The sequence below is a fragment of the Alcaligenes sp. GCM10023179 genome (assembly GCF_042653705.1).
GTDB lineage: Bacteria > Pseudomonadota > Gammaproteobacteria > Burkholderiales > Burkholderiaceae_B > Alcaligenes > Alcaligenes phenolicus.
In genome coordinates this window covers 278627-293013 of sequence record NZ_JBHSIQ010000002.1, presented here as the reverse complement: position 1 = coordinate 293013, position 14387 = coordinate 278627, and the positions used below count along the sequence as shown (strand labels likewise).

Genomic DNA, 14387 nt, shown 5'->3' with positions numbered 1-14387 from the left:
CCTAGTCGGCCAACGCTATGAGTCAAATTATTACCTCCGACGAATCGACCAAGATTGAAATCCGCAACCTGAATTTCTTCTATGGCAAATTCCATGCCCTGCGCAATGTGAACATGTCTATCAAGGAAAAGAAGGTCACGGCCTTTATCGGACCATCCGGTTGCGGTAAATCCACCTTGCTGCGCACGCTGAACCGCATGTACGAGCTGTACCCCGGCCAGCGCGCTGAAGGTGAAATCCTGCTGGACAATGAGAACCTGCTGACTTCCAAGCAGGATATTTCCCTGATCCGCGCCAAAGTGGGCATGGTGTTCCAGAAACCGACACCGTTCCCCATGAGCATTTATGACAACGTGGCCTTTGGCGTGCGTTTGTTCGAGCGCCTGAGCAAAGGCGAAATGGACGAGCGTGTGGAATGGGCCTTGTCCAAAGCTGCGCTGTGGAACGAAGTGAAAGACAAGCTGCACCAAAGCGGTAACGGCCTGTCCGGTGGTCAGCAACAGCGTCTGTGCATTGCCCGTGGTGTGGCGATCAAACCCGAAGTTCTGCTGCTGGACGAGCCTTGCTCGGCACTGGACCCGATTTCCACGGCCAAGATTGAAGAGCTGATTGCTGAACTGAAAGCGGATTACACCGTGGTGATCGTGACCCACAACATGCAGCAAGCGGCTCGTTGCTCGGATTACACCGCCTATATGTATCTGGGCGAGCTGATGGAATTTGGTGAAACTGACCAGATCTTCGTGAAGCCCGCTCGCAAGGAAACCGAAGACTACATCACGGGTCGTTTCGGTTAATCAGACGGATGCGGGCAGAGCGGCCTTGCGGCGCTTTGCCTGGAGTTTGAATAAAGCCATACCCCCACATCGGGACAGTCGTTCCTGTGTGGCACACACCCCAATCGCTGGATTTACGTCCAAGGATTGGGGTGTTTTTTTATCCATTGGGGCGGCGATACAGTGTTGGCTCCAGTAAAGGGAGTAGCGACGGCCTTGTGTTGTGCGGGTGCCGCCTGCAGCTTGTGCCTTTACTGGCTCAATTTGCGTAAAGCATGACGTATGACTTTGCCGGTGGTTGTCATGGGCAGGGCATCGACAAACTCAATCAGCCGTGGGTACTCATGTGCAGCCACCCGGCGTTTGATGTGCTCCTGAATCTCCTTGACCAGCTCCTGGGACGGTTCGATATCCTCCTTCAGCACCACAAAAGCTTTCACGACTTCGGTGCGTTCGGGGTCGGGGACACCGATCACTGCCGCCATGGCGACAGCGGGATGCCCCATCAGGCCATCCTCAATCGGGCCGGGCCCAATGCGGTAGCCGGAGCTGGTGATGACATCATCATCGCGGCCTACGAACTGGATATAGCCATCCTCGTCCTGCATGCCTTTGTCGCCGGTCAGCAGCCAGTCACCCACAAATTTCTCGCGAGTGGCTTCAGGCCGTTGCCAGTAACCCAGGAACATAACCGGATCGGGGGACTGCACGGCAATATGGCCTTCGATGCCGGGTTTCTGAATTTGCCCCTGATCATCCACAATCGCGACCTTGTGACCAGGCACGGCCTTGCCGATCTTGCCCGCCTGTCCTGGAAACCAGGCCGAGCAAGAGGACACGATCATATTGCACTCGGTTTGTCCGTAGAACTCGTTGATGGTGATGCCCAGTTCCTGCTTCGCCCAATCCAGCAACTGTACGCCTAGTGACTCCCCGCCACTGGCAATGGATTGCAGCTTCAAAGGCCATTGCTCGCGTGACCATTGGCTGCGACGCAGCATTTTCAGGGCAGTAGGGGGCAGGAAAGTATGCGTGACACCGTGCTCGGACATCAGTTTCCAGGTAGCCTCGGCATCGAATTTGGGGAAGCGGTAGGCCAGCACGGGTATGCCGTGATGCCAGGCCGGTAGCAGCACATCCAGCAGGCCGCCAATCCAGGCCCAGTCGGCGGGCGTCCACATCAGGCCTTCGCCTGTGGGCAGGAAGTTGTGCGACATCTCTACGCCCGGCAGATGCCCCAGCAGCACGCGGTGGGCATGTAGAGCACCTTTGGCCGAACCTGTGGTGCCGGAGGTATAGATCAGCACGGCGGGGGCGTCTGCGCGGGTGTTCAATGTGCGCGGTGCCGGTTCGGGGTGGGCGGCAATGGCTTGCCATAAGGAAAGTGCATCGCCCTGATCCTGCTGGCTGTCACTTTGGTAAAGATGTTTGAGCTGTGGCAGGTGCTCGCGCAAGGGCAACACCGTCTCCAGGCCTTGTTGATCGGTAATCAAGGTGCTGGCACCGGAATCATTCAGCCTGTAGCGCAGCGCGTCCGTGCCAAACAGGGTGAACAAGGGCATGGCAATGGCGCCAATCTTGTAGGTCGCCAAATGCGCCAGCGCCGTTTCAAGTCCTTGAGCCAGAAAGATGGCGATACGGTCGCCTGCCTGAATACCCTGGGCTTGCCAGGCAGCCGCTAAAGAATCGGACCAGGCTTTGAGCTGATCGAAGGTGTAGCGCTTGATCTGACCATCGGGCAATTGCTGGATCAGGGCCAGACGCCCGGACCCGTCAGCCCATTTGTCGCAGGTGTCGTGAGCGATGTTGTAGTGCTCGGGGATGGACCAGTGAAATTCCGAGTAGCTTTGTGAGTAAACCGAATCAGCAGACAGCATGAGAGGCACTTTTCCCAAAGGTGAAACAGACTCCCATCCTAACGCCTTGAGCGGGATGACCCTATCCGGGCTAATCAGTAGAAAAGAAAAACGGCGCTGGGGGGGCGCCGTTTTTCGTCCTGCTACCGACTTCTACTGCTAAAACAACTGCGTGTTGTCACTGCTACTGCTTGCGAACATCAACTGCTTAGGGGAAAGTGATGTGATGATCAGGACTTGGTGGCCTCTTTCGTGGCGCTGTCACGTTGTTGATCGTGACCGGAGCGGTGGCCGCGACGATGCTGACCGTCGTTCTTGCGCTCTACAACCGTAAACTCGCCATTGGCACCCTCGGAACGGACACGTACAACCTTGCCGTCCTTATCAACCACCATGGCCATGATGTTGTCGCCTCGCTGATGCAGGCTGCCCACTTTGGTGTAGCCGGCATCTTTCAGGCGCTGGTAGGCGGGACCGATATCGGTGACTTGATCAGCGGTCAGCGGTTTGTGGTCGCGGGCCTGACGGGCTTGTTTCTGCGTGCTCTGTGTTTGGGCTGCGCTTGTGGCTTCCTGTGCAATGGCAGCGGTGCCACCCAACAGACTTGCGCTCAATACCAGGGCAGAAAAGAGGGAAGTGCGTTTCATGTATAGCTCCTTCATGTAATCAAAAAGTGGTGCTGTCAGATTCCTGGGTAGCTTCCTTTTGAGGTGGGAAGGTTTGTTTGTCCTGTCAGCCTGGTGCCCATTATGGACAGGTGGCTCTGAATCTAAACTGAAGCCGCTGTTCATGTTATGTTCATCCGCAGCTTGCTATATAAGGGGGAGTGATCGTTTGATCCCTCTTTTTTTCTGCACGTACCGATTCTTATGACGTCCATTAAACAATCCGCCTTGCTGATGAGTTTGGCCGCCGTTTTGACGGCGGTGATGCCATTGGCACTGGCCCATTCTCACGATTACCCTGACTGCGGCAGCAAAAAGCAGAAAGGTGATTCGTCGTGGGACAGGGATCAGCGTTCGGATTGGTCTGGACATGATTACCTCGGGGACGATGACTGTTTTCGTCGTTTGCCCCCTCCGCCGCCTCCACCCCCACCTCCCCCTCCTAATGAGCGTTTCGGCCCCAGCCCGTACTGGCCTCCGGGCCCGGCCTATCGGGGCCACGATCAGGCCCGCGAAGCCGTGCGCCGTGGAGAAGCCTTGCCGCTGCGGGAAGTCCTGAAGCGGGTTCGCGAGACCTATCCCGGACGAGTGCTGCGTGTGCAGTTTGAATATGACGAGCGCTTTGAGCTCTGGGTGTATGACTTGCGCATGCTGGTTGACGACAACCGCCTGTTGCGTTTGAAAGTGGACGCCTTGACCGCCAAAGTGTTGCTTGTGCGCGGCGTGAAACGCTCGCATTCCCGAGGACATTAAGATGCGGATACTGGTTGTTGAAGACGAACCTACCTTGGCATCGCAATTGCAGCAGGCGCTGGAACGGGCTGGCTATGCCGTTCAGGTGGCCCATGATGGTGAGCAAGGCCATTATCAGGGCGAGGTAGAGGCCTTTGATGCTGTAGTGCTGGATCTGGGTTTGCCGGGCATGGACGGGGTATCGGTCTTGCGTCGCTGGCGTGCTTCGGACATCAATATGCCGGTGCTGATTCTGACCGCCCGCAATGATTGGCACGACAAGGTCGAAGGTATGGATGCGGGTGCAGACGATTACGTGGCCAAACCCTTTCACATGGAAGAGCTGCTGGCTCGTATGCGCGCTTTGCTGCGCCGTGCGGCCGGTCAGGCGAACCCACGTTTGCAGCTGGGCAAATTGGAGCTGGACGCGCGCTCGTCCTCCATCAGTTGTGCGGGCATGGTCTTGTCGCTGACCAGCCATGAATACCGTTTGCTGGCGTTCATGATGCATCACCCTGGCCAAGTGCTGTCGCGTACTCAACTGACCGAGCATATTTACTCTCAGGACTTCGAGCGCGACTCCAATACCATCGAGGTTTTTATCGGCCGTCTGCGCAAGAAATTGCCCGCCGGTTATATCGAAACGGTGCGAGGTATGGGCTACCGTCTGGTGGACCCTGAAGCATGATCGCCTTGCGGGGTCATACCATTCTGGGCTCTCTGCGTGGCCGCCTGCTGCTGGGGACTTTGGCCTGGATTCTGATCAGTATTGTTCTGGCCGGTTTGGGCCTGAACCGCTTGTTTCAAGACCACGTTTACCGTCAGTTCGAGCAGCGTTTGCAAACCCACCTGGACCAGATCATGGCGGACGTGAATCTGGACAATGCGGATGGGGTGACTTTGCAATCGCGCCTGAGCGATCCTTTATTTGAGCAGCCTTATTCGGGTATGTACTGGCAGATTGCACGCCAGGAAGCGGGCAGTGAGCAGTGGACGGTGGTTTTGCGCTCGACCTCCTTGTGGGACGAGGCTCTGGATGTGAATGCTCCCGATTCGCCCAATGGTGTTTTGTCGCTGACGGGGCCGGAAAAGCAACGCCTGGTTGTGTTGCGTCAGGAACTGGACGAGGTGAATGACAAGGGACAAAGCTTGCAGATCATGGTGGCTGGCAACCGGGAGCTTCTGGCCGAACCATTAGCCCGTTTTGAGCGGATTCTGTTCCTGTCGCTAGGTGGTTTGGCCGTGGGTTTGATCCTGGCGGCAATCTTGCAAGTGGTGCTGGCCTTGTACCCTCTGCATCTTTTGCGACGTCGTTTGCTGGACGTGCAGGAGGGGCGGGAGCCACAAGTCAGTGGCAATTTCCCCAGTGAAATTCAACCCTTGGTGGATGATTTCAATGCTGTACTCAGTGCTAATGCGGGTATGGTGGATCGCGCACGGGCGCAGGCGGGAAATCTTGCCCATGCGGTCAAAACCCCGCTAACAATTATGGGCAACGCCGCGCAAGCCGAAGATCCGCATTTGGCGGCTTTGGTTAGCGAGCAGGTGGCCTTGGCCCAGCGTCAGGTTGACCACCACTTGTCTCGTGCACGAGCCATGGCGGTACGTGCCATAGGTGTGCGTACGGATGTGTCTAGTTGTCTGCAGTCCTTGTGTCGGGTGATGGGGCGTTTGCATAGCGACAAGCAGATTCATCTGGATTTACCCGATCAGGAGTTGATCTTTAAAGGCGAAGAGCAGGACTTGCAGGAGATGGCTGGAAACCTGTTGGATAACGCCTGCAAATGGGCGACGCAGAATGTGTGGTGTCAGGTGTGGCAGCAGGACAATGTGCTGCATCTGGTGGTGGAAGATGACGGTCCTGGCCTGGAGCCGGAGCAGTTGGAGCGTGTGTTTGGTCGTGGCCAGCGTGCGGATGAGCGACATCCAGGCTTTGGACTGGGACTGGATATTGTGCGTGAGCTGGCGCGCAGCTATCAGGGGAAAGTGCAAGCCAGTGCGTCGGAGAAAGGGGGGTTACGACTGGATTTGACCTTGGCAAGTTAAGGCCGGAAGCCAGGTGCCAACGCCAACTAACTTTAACTCCCGTGCAAGTGCAGTAGCGTCGAGGTACCTGAGGCCAGCGGACTGAGTGGCTAGGGTGAACAAGGGGAGGCAGGTGGGGGTTATGCTTGATCATCCATGAAAAACGCCCGGCGAAGCGGGCGTTTTCCAGCACATGAATCGGGCCAGCCTTAGTTCCAGGGGCCGCCATCGCCACCCAGGCTGTAGCGTCCGGCGCCGATCAAGCCGACTGTGAGCGCACCAATCAGGAACATGCCTTGCAACTCCAATGCCCAAATACCTTGGGCATTGAAACTGCCGATCTGGTTGCTATGGGCCAGCAACAAGGCAATGACCATGTTCATGGCTACAATCAAACCGCCGGCACGGGCGTAAAAACCCAGAATCATCAGGACGGGAGCAATCACTTCGCCTATGTACACGCCCCAGGCCAGAAAGCCGGGCATATTGTTGGCGATCAGCATTCTTTCGATTCCTCCGATGCCATAACGTATCTTGGCGATGCCGTGCAGCAGGATCAACACACCGACCGTGACACGCAGCAAGAGTTTTCCAAGATCATCACGAGACATACAGGCGCTCCATTATGTAGTGGGACAGGAAGGTGCGTTATTGTAGAAGACCGGGTTCTTAAAAGTATGACGGAGCATTTACATGACACAAAAGCAGGCTGTCGCAGCAGAACTGGCCCCCAGCGGGGTTTTGCGTGTTGCCATGAATTATGGCAATCCCGTCCTGGCCCAACGCGGTGCCAATGAGCAGTCGCCCAAAGGGGTCTCGGCGGACCTGGCGCGCAGTGTGGCGCAAGAGCTGGGCCTGAGCGTGCAATTTCATGGCTACGATGCGGCTCAGGCTGTCGTAGAGGCGGTCTACAGGGACGAGTGGGATCTGGCTTTTTTGGCGATTGATCCCAAGCGTGCGGAAAAGATTCGCTTCAGTGAAGCCTATGTGCATATCGAAGGCACCTATCTGGTGCGTGACGAGTCCGCCTTTCAGAACGTGGATCAGCTGGATCAGCAAGGCGTGTGCATTGCCGTTGGCAAAGGGGCGGCCTACGATTTGTTCCTGAGCCGTCATTTAAAACATGCCGATCTGGTACGGGCAACGACCTCTGCCGATGCGATTGATCTGTTTGTGGAAGAAGAGCTGGATGCCGCTGCGGGCGTACGACAGCCTTTGGAGCGCTATGCCCGCTCCCGCAGCGGCTTGCGTGTGCTGCCCGACAGTTTCACTGTGATTCGTCAGGCCATGGCGGTGCCGTCAGAGCGTACGCTGGCCCATGCCTGGGTTGAGGCCTTTATTGCCCGGCAGAAAAAGGAAGGGATGGTGGCGCAGTTCCTGGCTGATAGCGGTCAGGCGAATGTCACCGTACCGGAATAGGCGCAAGACGCGTATTCAATTCGTCTTGCAGGGCCTGTCTGAACAGGGCCTGCGCCTTGCCCACATCCTGTCCCTTGGATTGCAGAAGATAAATGGGCAAGTCCAGACCATTGCTGCCGGTAGAGAACTGGATACGGTGCAAACGGCCAGACTCCAGTGAGGGCCGCAGGCAAGACAAGGGCAGATTTGCCCAACCCAATCCCCGTTCCACCAGTTCCAGTGTCATGGGCAGACTGTCCGTTTTCCATTGACGCAGGCTGAGCATGGAACGGTCCTTGCGTATATCCTTGTCGGGGCTGGTAATCACAATCTGCCTGTAGGCTTTCAAATCTTCCAGGGGCCTGGGGCTGTCATGTAGCAAGGGATGGCCGGGTGCAGCGACAGCGCTAATGGTTTCGGTCCACAGCGATTGCACAATCCCCACGCTTTCCAGTTCCCGCCCGCCATAGGCAATGCACAGATCCAGCTCGCGCTTTTGCAATGCTTCGACCAGCGCGTCTTGGGGCGCGGTTCGCAGTTCTATGTCCAGACCGGGATAGCGTTGCTCCAGAGCCTGCAAGGCAATCAACGCCGGTTCGGGATCGACATCGCACACGATACCCAGCCGTAAATGGCTTTCCAATCCCCCCGATAATTCCTGCAAATGCAGTCGCAAACTCTGCAAGCGGCTGGCGATCAGCTTGGCGTCGGGCAGCATGGCCAGTAGTTCGGCCGTGGGTACAGGTTCACGTCGGCTGCGGTCAAAAAGCGACAGATCCAGCTCGGCCTCCAGATTGGCCACGGCCATGCTGACGGCCGATTGTGTGCGGCGCAACGCCCGCGCGGCGGCGGAGAAGGAGCCGTGTTCAACCACGGCAAGCAAGAGCTCAAGATGATCACTGGTAAGCATGGCTAAACCATAAGTAAAACTGATGGAATCTGACTTTTTCTAGAAGCTGTACTGCGGATAATCATGCTTTCTGAGCTTTTGATCAAGGATATTTATCGTGCAGGGATGGAAAAGAAGAGTCGTCTACATAGGGATGTTCGAGTTGCTGGGCATGATGGTAGCGGCAACCGTATTGGGGCACTTGAGTGGGGCAGGGGCCATGGAAAGCGGGATGCTGTCTTTCATGATCAGCACCTGCGCAGTATCGGTGAACCTGTTCTACAACATGCTGTTTGAAGCCTGGGAGCGCCGTCGTCAGATTCAGGCGCGTACGTTCTGGCACCGGGTGCTGCACGTGACCGGTTTTCAGATTGTGCTGGTGTCTTTGCTGATTCCGCTGATTGCGTGGTGGCTAAATGTCAGTTTGTGGAAAGCTTTTTTGATGGAAGCGGTGTTGCTGGCTTTCTTTCCCATCTTCGCCTTTATCTACAACTGGGCATTTGATTCTATTTTTGGTTTGCCCGACTCGGTGGGTGTGAGCGCCAGCCAAAGTTAAATGACGCAGTGAACCGAACTGGCAAAACTAAAAGGCCTTGCAGATTGCTCTGCAAGGCCTTTGAATTTTTTGGTCGGGGCGGCGGGATTCGAACTCGCGACCCTCTGGTCCCAAACCAGATGCGCTACCAGGCTGCGCTACGCCCCGACTAAGAAGAAAATTATATCCCGTCGTGGTGAACTTGGCAAGCATAGACCCACATCAAAAAGGGGCTTGCACGCATTTATCGGAAGTCAGCTAATTTTCAGCCCTGTAAAGATGTGTTTCTTATGTTGGGCTTAAACATTTTAGGTGCTTATAGTTAAGTGACAAGCTGATCATAAGGCATTGTGTTCTTTGTTTTTTTCCACACGAGTAGCATTCATGCACCGGGGGCAGGCAAAGAAGTTGGGGGCGAATGCTGCTCATCATTTTTCCAAAAGGAGAAAGGACGATGAGCCAAGTTTCACAGGGTGGAATACTGACACGGCGGCATTTTCTGACCATGGTCGGTTATGCCGCAGGTGGCGCGGCCATGTATCAGGCCATGATGCGCCTGGGCCATGCGGCGGAGGGCAGCTACGATGGCCCGATTCGCCTGGAGGGCAAGCCCAAGCCAGGGACCTCTGTGGTGATCCTGGGAGCGGGGCTGGCTGGCATGGTGGCCGCTTTGGAGCTGCGCAATGCAGGCTACAAAGTCAAAATCCTGGAATATCGTGAAAAAGTGGGAGGGCGGAACTGGTCCTTGCACGGCGGTGACAGCTACACTGAACTGGGCGGGGCCAAGCAGGATGTGAAGTTCGACAAGGATCAGTACATCAATCCGGGGCCTTGGCGTATTCCCTTCCATCACAGGGCCTTGCTGGACTATTGCAAGCGGCTCAAGGTCAAGCTGGAACCCTTTATCCAGTACAACTACAACGCGTACTTGCATAGCAAAGAGCATTTTGATGGCAAGCCCCAGCGTTTTCGCCATATCCATGCGGATTTCCAAGGACAGGTCTCCGAGCTTTTGTCCAAAGCCATCAATACTCAATCGCTCGATGCTCCCTTGTCCAAAGAGGACCAGGAAAAGCTGCTGGAGGCTTTGCGTAGTTGGGGAGCGCTGGATAAAAACATGGCCTATGTGAAAGGTCATGCCAGTTCCGAGGTCCGCGGTTTCGAGCGTGATCCGGGAGGTGGCCTCAATGCCCAGCCCGAGTTTTCCGAGCCCTTGAAGCTGGCAGATATTGTGCGCTCCAGCGTTTGGCACAATATGGGCATTCATGATTTGTACGAGTTTCAGCAGACCATGTTTCAGCCGGTCGGCGGCATGGACCAGATTGGCGCTGCTTTTGGCAAGGAGCTGGAGGGACTGTTTACCTTTAATGCCAAGGTCACTGCGATCAAGCAGAGCGATGGCAAGGTGACGGTTAGCTACAAGGATCAAAGCAAGGGCAGCGAGCACACTGAAACAGCAGACTGGTGCGTATGTACCATTCCCTTGTCGATTCTGAGCCAGATAGATCTGGATGCCAGCAAGGAAATGCACGCTGCCATTGACGCTGTGCCCTACGCTCCCTCGGTCAAGATCGGGCTGCAGTTCAAACGGCGCTTCTGGGAAGATGATGACGCGATCTATGGCGGCATCAGTTATACCGACCTGCCCATCACACAAATCTCTTACCCCAGTGGCGGCATGATGGCCGGTGGCAAAGGCGTATTGCTGGGGGGGTATATGTTCGGTCCCAGCGCCGTGGAATGGTCGTCGCTCAGTCCCGAGGATCGGGTCAAGAAGGCCCTGGAATATGGTGCGCAAATCCACCCTCAATATAAGGATGAGTTCGAGAGTGGGGTGGCGGTCGCCTGGCACCGCGTTCCCTGGACATTGGGCTGCTATGGCATGTGGACGGACCAGACTCGGGCCGCGCATTACGAGAACTTGTGTCAGATTGATGGCCGGCTGGTTCTGGCGGGCGAGCATGCTTCCTATGTCAACGCCTGGCAAGAAGGGGCGATCCTGTCCTCCCTGAATGCGATTTCCCGTTTGCATAGCCATATTGTGGGTAATCAACAAGCCGATTCCAAAGGAGCCTAGTCATGATGATGCGATCTCTAGCGGTTTTTCTGGCCTCGGGACTGTTGACCATCAGCCATGCGGACACGGCGGTGGTAGGGGGTGATACGGTCGTCTTTACCCAGAAAACCGGTCAGGAAATTTATGAGCAGGTCTGTGCGTCTTGTCACATGATCGATGGCAAGGGCGCTCAAGGGGCGGGCATGTATCCGTCCCTGTCCAAGAATCCGAAACTGGGGGCACCTGCCTATGTGGTGTTCATGGTGAACCAGGGCAATAAGGGCATGCCCGGTTTTGGTGGCGTTCTAAATGACGAGCAAATAGCCGAAGTCGTCAACTATGTGCGCTCTCATCTGGGCAATGAGTTCAGTGACAAGATCACGGCTAAGGATGTGGCAGGCCAGCGTCCCAAGGACCATCAGTACTTCGATCTGAACTGATCGCAGGTTGCTGGCGCTATGCTGACACTGGATTGGAGCACGGTCTTCGCACTGGAAATGCCGGTGCTGGAGTCCGTGCTGCGAGGCACCGTGGTGTACTTTGTTCTGTTCATCCTGCTGCGGCTGGCGGGACGACGAGAGCTGGGCTCGCTGGGCGTTGCGGATTTGCTGATTCTTTTGCTGATTGCCGACGCCAGTGGCAATGCGATGTCAGGGGGCAGCAATTCCTTGACGGACGGTTTGCTGGTGGCCGCAACCATTGTGGCCTGGGGGTACATCGTCGATTGGCTGATGTACCGATTTCCGGCGCTCAATGCACTGGCCACTCCGCGCAAAGTGTGTGTGGTCAGGGATGGGCAGTTGCAGTGGCGCAATATGCGTCGGGAGTTTGTGACCCGCGATGAAATCCTGAGTGAAATGCGTTTGGCCGGAATCCAGTCGCTGGAAGAGGTAGCGGCGGCCTATATCGAGCCTAATGGCAAACTCAGTTTTTTGAAGGACACATCCGTGTAGTTTGAACGGGTCAGGAACAGGCAGTGCTGAAGGCTCAGGCCCGATAGCCCTGCGAAATCCACTGCATGCAGAAAATAAAGGTGAACACAGCGACCGGGAAGGGCAGCAGGGCAAAAAGCCGAATAGCCAGATTGCGTGTTTGTCCGCGCAGGCCACGCTTGTAAACGTAGAGGCCGATCAGGCAGGCGATCAGGGGGAACAGAAAGACCGGCAGGAGCAGAAACAGGGTAGGAACAGTCAGGAGGCACAGCAACAAGGCCAGGCTGCTCAGACCTAGAATTTTTGAATTGCTCATTTCCGATTCCTGATCAGAGTAGGTGGTCAAAGCATAACGCAAATAAGGCGATGCTCTGGGAGCAGGCAAAGAAAAAGGCTTAGTTCACTGTGCAATGAACTAAGCCTTTAATTCTTTAATGGTCGGGGCGGCGGGATTCGAACTCGCGACCCTCTGGTCCCAAACCAGATGCGCTACCAGGCTGCGCTACGCCCCGACTAAAGACAAGCATAATAGAACGAATTCAGGGCTTCGTCAAGCCCTGCGCCCCCGGTTCTAGCGTTTTTGCGGGTGGGGCAGGGTGTAAGCCTGTTCGTGGTATGCCCAGCTAGGCCACAGGACGTGGGCCAGCGCTTCCTTGGCCAGTGCTTCGTCTATCTGTTCCAGCGGCTCGTACTTGTCCGGTGCGGTATAGCGATACTGGCAAGGCGGCAGGTGGGGCATCAGCACGGTCAGAATGTCGCCCTTCAGATAACCGTAGTTCTCGAAGTACTGCATCATGGCCCGGTCGCTGTCTTGTTGGGTCAGGTCGCGCCCGATCATGGGGTGCTCGCTTTCAATGCCCATCAGGGACAGCAAGGTGGGAGCCAGGTCGATCTGGCTTATGATGCGTTCGTCCTGGCGGCTGGGAACGCCTGCACCCAGAATAAGGGCGGGAATATGGAAGTGGCGCAAAGGCACCAGGTTGGCACCGCCCACGCGCGAGTCGTGGTCAGCCACAATCAAAAACACTGTGTTGTCCCAGTAATCGGATTCGCGCGCTTTCTTGAAGAAGTCGCCAATGGCCCAGTCTGCATAACGCACGGTGTTTTCTACGGTGGCGGGATCGCCTTCTACCTGGATACGGCCAGCCGGGTACTCCCAGGGCGAGTGATTGCTGACGGAAAAGGCCAGCGTCAGGGAGGGCTGCTCCTTGTCCTGGCCAAGCAACTGGTGCAACTTGTTGAACATATCCTCGTCGCTGGCGCCCCAGGTGCCGACAAATTCGGGGGACTCAAAGCTGGATTGCTCATACAGTTCATCAAAACCGTTGCCCAGGAAAAAGCTCTTCATATTGTCAAAGTGGGCCTCGCCGCCATAGATAAAACGCGAGCGGTAGCCTTGTTCCTTGAGCAATTGGGCCAGGGTAAAGAAGCGGGTTTGTGAGCCGGGCAGGCGCAGTACGGCGTCGGCCACGGTTGGGGGGAAACCGGCGGACACCGCTTCCAGACCCCGTACCGAACGAGTGCCGGTTGCGTAGGCGCGGCGGAAGTTCCAGCCTGTCTGGGCCAGCTTGTCCAGCTCGGGCGTCAACTTGGCGCCGCCCAGATTGCTGACATATTGCGCACCCAGGCTTTCTTCCACGATCAGGACCAGATTGGGTTTGCGCTCGCGTTTCTGTGCGGGGGTTTGACGGTGCAGGGTGGGCAATGTGTCAGGCCCGGCAGGCAGCGCGGCTGCATCGCGCACGATCTGGTTCATTTCGGCGGCATCCATACCACCGTAAATGTCCTCGGCAGAACGCTCGTTTTTCATGCTGTAGATGGCGTAGGCCACGTTGTACAGCGAGTTCAAGGGCAGCGTGTTGAGCATGCTGTCGCTGCTCCAAGCCACCGAAGAGGGGTTGATGGGGCGGTGTGCCAGGGTGCCACGTATCGCCAGCGCACACAGAGCCGCGCCTACCAGCATCCAGATGGGACGCAGCCACCAGCTCATGACAGGATCGGGGCCGATATGGCCAAAAATAGACCAGCCCGAGTACACAATCAGCCCAAGACCGATCAGGGCAATGCCTATCATCAGCTTGTAGCCTTTCCAGAGCATGCCCATCACTTCCTGGGGGTGCTTCAGATAGTCCACGTACAGCCGGTTTGGGCGTGTGTCGTATTCAATAATGAACTGGGGCGTGGAGACTTCCAGCAAGGTCAGCAAGAACCAGGCGAAGGTAAACCAGATGGCGGCTACCGTCGTCATGACGGGATAGTGTCCCAGCCAGGGAGCCAGCAAGATCACGGGGGCGCTCAAGGCGGCAATCATCAGCGCGTCGATACGCAGGCCGCCAATCAGAATGGGCAGCAGACCTCCGGCCTGACGCACGCGTGGCCATTGCCATAAGGCAAAAGCCAGCCTGAATGCGGTCAGCAAAATCAGGGCTGAAGGAATGAAAACGTAAACGAGATGGCGCATAAGAAAGTGGTCCTGGATCGACCTGATTGCCACAGGCGGTGGCACTGGCATCGAATTGCACG

At 56.3% G+C, this 14387-nt stretch carries 15 protein-coding genes and 2 tRNA genes; 9 read left to right on the top strand and 8 right to left on the bottom strand.

Annotation, left to right across the window (positions count from 1 at the left end; all coding sequences use genetic code 11):
• Positions 1–17 precede the first annotated feature (17 nt).
• Positions 18–797, top strand: coding sequence for a phosphate ABC transporter ATP-binding protein PstB (pstB, locus tag ACFPDR_RS10725; protein ID WP_009463840.1), 780 nt, complete (start codon positions 18–20; stop codon positions 795–797).
• A gap of 230 nt (positions 798–1027) precedes the next feature.
• Here pstB and ACFPDR_RS10720 read toward each other — a convergent pair whose 3' ends face one another.
• Complete coding sequence (locus ACFPDR_RS10720; RefSeq protein WP_376911117.1) at positions 1028–2653, bottom strand: acyl-CoA synthetase; 1626 nt, start codon at positions 2651–2653, stop codon at positions 1028–1030.
• A 209-nt stretch (positions 2654–2862) separates the two neighbouring features.
• Positions 2863–3279 carry a hypothetical protein gene (locus ACFPDR_RS10715; protein ID WP_035270962.1) on the bottom strand — a complete coding sequence of 139 codons (417 nt, stop codon included), beginning with the start codon at positions 3277–3279 and terminating at the stop codon, positions 2863–2865.
• A 222-nt stretch (positions 3280–3501) separates the two neighbouring features.
• On the opposite strand from ACFPDR_RS10715, the gene ACFPDR_RS10710 reads away from it, so the two are divergent.
• Genes ACFPDR_RS10710 through ACFPDR_RS10700 form a run of 3 tightly spaced genes read left to right on the top strand, consistent with a single transcriptional unit; the run spans position 3502 to position 6075 of the window.
• Complete coding sequence (locus ACFPDR_RS10710; RefSeq protein WP_052159339.1) at positions 3502–4050, top strand: PepSY domain-containing protein; 549 nt, start codon at positions 3502–3504, stop codon at positions 4048–4050.
• A gap of 1 nt (position 4051) precedes the next feature.
• Positions 4052–4717, top strand: coding sequence for a response regulator transcription factor (locus tag ACFPDR_RS10705; protein ID WP_035270961.1), 666 nt, complete (start codon positions 4052–4054; stop codon positions 4715–4717).
• A complete protein-coding gene (locus ACFPDR_RS10700) occupies positions 4714–6075 on the top strand; it encodes a sensor histidine kinase (RefSeq protein ID WP_239055200.1) in 1362 nt (453 codons plus the stop codon). The genes ACFPDR_RS10705 and ACFPDR_RS10700 overlap by 4 nt, the downstream gene beginning before the upstream one ends.
• Before the next feature lie 188 nt (positions 6076–6263).
• On the opposite strand, the gene ACFPDR_RS10695 is transcribed toward ACFPDR_RS10700, so the two are convergent.
• Positions 6264–6665 carry a DoxX family protein gene (locus tag ACFPDR_RS10695; protein WP_009457944.1) on the bottom strand — a complete coding sequence of 134 codons (402 nt, stop codon included), beginning with the start codon at positions 6663–6665 and terminating at the stop codon, positions 6264–6266.
• Positions 6666–6747: 82 nt separating this feature from the next.
• On the opposite strand from ACFPDR_RS10695, the gene ACFPDR_RS10690 reads away from it, so the two are divergent.
• Positions 6748–7473: a transporter substrate-binding domain-containing protein gene (locus ACFPDR_RS10690; RefSeq protein WP_060185658.1), complete on the top strand. Its 726-nt coding sequence runs from the start codon at positions 6748–6750 to the stop codon at positions 7471–7473.
• Here ACFPDR_RS10690 and ACFPDR_RS10685 read toward each other — a convergent pair.
• Positions 7457–8362 (bottom strand): LysR family transcriptional regulator, encoded by a 906-nt coding sequence (locus tag ACFPDR_RS10685; RefSeq protein ID WP_251196057.1) that lies wholly within the window; start codon positions 8360–8362, stop codon positions 7457–7459. The genes ACFPDR_RS10690 and ACFPDR_RS10685 overlap by 17 nt on opposite strands.
• A 97-nt stretch (positions 8363–8459) precedes the next feature.
• Here ACFPDR_RS10685 and ACFPDR_RS10680 point away from each other — a divergent pair, with 97 nt between their 5' ends.
• Positions 8460–8897, top strand: coding sequence for a PACE efflux transporter (locus ACFPDR_RS10680; protein WP_376911116.1), 438 nt, complete (start codon positions 8460–8462; stop codon positions 8895–8897).
• A gap of 70 nt (positions 8898–8967) precedes the next feature.
• Here ACFPDR_RS10680 and ACFPDR_RS10675 read toward each other — a convergent pair.
• A tRNA-Pro gene (locus ACFPDR_RS10675) sits at positions 8968–9044 on the bottom strand.
• Between the two features lie 286 nt (positions 9045–9330).
• On the opposite strand from ACFPDR_RS10675, the gene ACFPDR_RS10670 reads away from it, so the two are divergent.
• Genes ACFPDR_RS10670 through ACFPDR_RS10660 form a run of 3 tightly spaced genes read left to right on the top strand, consistent with a single transcriptional unit; the run spans position 9331 to position 11885 of the window.
• Entirely contained in the window at positions 9331–10953 is a 1623-nt protein-coding gene (locus ACFPDR_RS10670; protein WP_063692384.1) for a flavin monoamine oxidase family protein, read from the top strand.
• Between the two features lie 2 nt (positions 10954–10955).
• Positions 10956–11372, top strand: a complete 417-nt coding sequence (locus ACFPDR_RS10665) for a c-type cytochrome (RefSeq protein WP_026485261.1) — start codon at positions 10956–10958, stop codon at positions 11370–11372.
• 18 nt (positions 11373–11390) lie between these two features.
• The gene (locus ACFPDR_RS10660; RefSeq protein WP_081045424.1) at positions 11391–11885 is read left to right on the top strand and encodes a DUF421 domain-containing protein; all 495 of its coding nucleotides are present in this window, start codon (positions 11391–11393) and stop codon (positions 11883–11885) included.
• A gap of 34 nt (positions 11886–11919) precedes the next feature.
• On the opposite strand, the gene ACFPDR_RS10655 is transcribed toward ACFPDR_RS10660, so the two are convergent.
• The 3 genes from ACFPDR_RS10655 to ACFPDR_RS10645 all read right to left on the bottom strand — a co-directional run bounded on the left by ACFPDR_RS10655 (position 11920) and on the right by ACFPDR_RS10645 (position 14325).
• Complete coding sequence (locus tag ACFPDR_RS10655; RefSeq protein WP_045931013.1) at positions 11920–12180, bottom strand: hypothetical protein; 261 nt, start codon at positions 12178–12180, stop codon at positions 11920–11922.
• Between the two features lie 119 nt (positions 12181–12299).
• A tRNA-Pro gene (locus tag ACFPDR_RS10650) sits at positions 12300–12376 on the bottom strand.
• A gap of 59 nt (positions 12377–12435) precedes the next feature.
• Complete coding sequence (locus ACFPDR_RS10645) at positions 12436–14325, bottom strand: LTA synthase family protein (RefSeq protein ID WP_376911115.1); 1890 nt, start codon at positions 14323–14325, stop codon at positions 12436–12438.
• Between the last annotated feature and the right edge of the window lie 62 nt (positions 14326–14387).